1 protein-coding gene and 1 pseudogene are annotated in these 1,755 nt (G+C 77.7%); both read left to right on the top strand.

Going from position 1 to position 1,755, the window contains the following annotated elements:
• Positions 1-149: 149 nt before the first annotated feature.
• Positions 150-1,331 carry a hypothetical protein gene (locus ABZ885_RS40565; protein WP_360200139.1) on the top strand — a complete coding sequence of 394 codons (1,182 nt, stop codon included), beginning with the start codon at positions 150-152 and terminating at the stop codon, positions 1,329-1,331.
• A 6-nt stretch (positions 1,332-1,337) separates the two neighbouring features.
• A pseudogene (locus ABZ885_RS40560) lies at positions 1,338-1,755 on the top strand (hypothetical protein); the annotation flags it as partial.

Below are 1,755 nucleotides of genomic sequence, written 5' to 3'. Positions count from 1 at the left end.
GGCCGGCACCGCACTGCTGATCGGCGGCTCGATCACGACCGGCACGCTGCTCGCCTTCCTGCTGCTGATGAACGGCTTCCTCCAGCCGGTCGGCCCGCACCCTGGTCGTCACCGGCGACCCGAAGGGCGGCTCGGTCACCTACACCCTGGTGCGCGGCGCCGGCCTGACGCTCGGCCAGGCCGAGTCCACCGTGGACCCGGCCACCGGCACCACCGAGGGCCTGAACAAGGTCGTCGGCAGCCTGCTGGCCGGTTCCGGCGCAGACCAGGCCGGCGCGCTGGCCGGCTACGGCATCGCCTACGTGCTGGTGGACCAGCCGGCCATCGGCGCCTTCAAGGACGTCCTGGACACCACCCCCGGCCTGGTCAAGGCCAACCAGGACGGCGGCGCCGCGCTCTGGCAGGTCAACGGCACCCCGGCGACCCGCGCCCTGATCACCGCCCCGGGCGCCGCCCCGGTGGTGGTCCCGTCCGGCGAGCGCGACATCGACACCGCCGTCCCGGCCGGTCCCGAGGGCCGGGTGCTCCGGCTCGCCGAGGCCGCCGCCCCCGAGTGGAAGGCCACCCTGGACGGCACCGAGCTGGAGGCCACCACCGTCGACGGCTGGGCGCAGGGCTTCAAGCTCCCGGCCGGCGCCGGCACGCTGGTCGTCACCCGCGAGGGCAGCCTGCTGCACACCGGCTGGATCTGGGCACAGGTGCTGCTCGGCCTGACCATCCTGGTGCTGGCCCTGCCCGGCCGCCGCAACCACAACGACGACGACCTGCCCGAGGAGGTGGTCGCCGCCGCCGCGCTGGCGGCCGCCGCCCAGGCGCAGGCGCCCGCCCCCGGCAGCCGCCGGGCCCGCCGGATGGCCGAGCGCGAGGGCGGCGAGGCCGGCGACGCGGACGGCGGCGTGTACGAGGGCCGCCCGGGGGCGGTCCCGGCGCAGCCCGCCGGCGAGCCGCCGGTGGAGGCGGTCCGGGCGGCCGCCGCCGTCCAGGAGGCCGAGCCGTACGCCGACCCGTACCAGGGCTACCAGCAGGCCGACCCGTACAGCTACGACCCCTACACCGCCCAGCAGCCGGTGGCCGCGCCCTACGGCGGCGGCCAGGGCTACGGTGCCGACGGCTACCAGCAGCCGGCCTACCCGCAGAACGGCGGCCAGGGCTACGAGCAGTACCCGCAGGACGCGCAGTACGGCTACGACCCCTACCAGCAGGACGGGCAGCAGCCGTGGGTGCCGGGGCAGCCGCAGGGCGAGGCGTACTACGACGCGAACGACCCGCATGATCCCAACAACCCCAACGGGCCGGGCCGGTACCCGCACCACCACGGATCGGGGAGCTGACCCGCGATGAAGAAGCCCGCGTTCACGATGAGGTCGAAGGGCCAGGACGCCCCCGCGCCGGCGGACGGCACCGCCGGGCCCGCCGCAGCTGCCGCCCCGGCCGGCGGCAGGACGAAGACCACCCAGTCGCTGCTGGCCGCCGCCGCGGTGCTCGCGGTGGTGTTCGGCATCGCCGAGCTGCGCCCGCCGGCCGCCCCGGCCGCCGACGGGGCCGGCACCGCCACCACGGCACAGGTCGAGCGGACGGCGGCGGTCTGCCCGCAGCCGCTCCAGGGCCTGACCGGCTCGACCACCCTCACCGCGTTCACCCCGCCCGGCGGCGGGGCGGGAGGCGGGGACGGCGCCGCGGCCGGCTGGATCGCCGACGCGGCGGCCCCGGCCACGCCGCCCACCACCGCGCCCGGCGCCACGCCCTCGGCGGCGC

The sequence above is a fragment of the Kitasatospora sp. NPDC047058 genome (assembly GCF_040643935.1).
GTDB lineage: Bacteria > Actinomycetota > Actinomycetes > Streptomycetales > Streptomycetaceae > Kitasatospora.
This window is presented reverse-complemented; position numbering and strand designations above follow the sequence as displayed.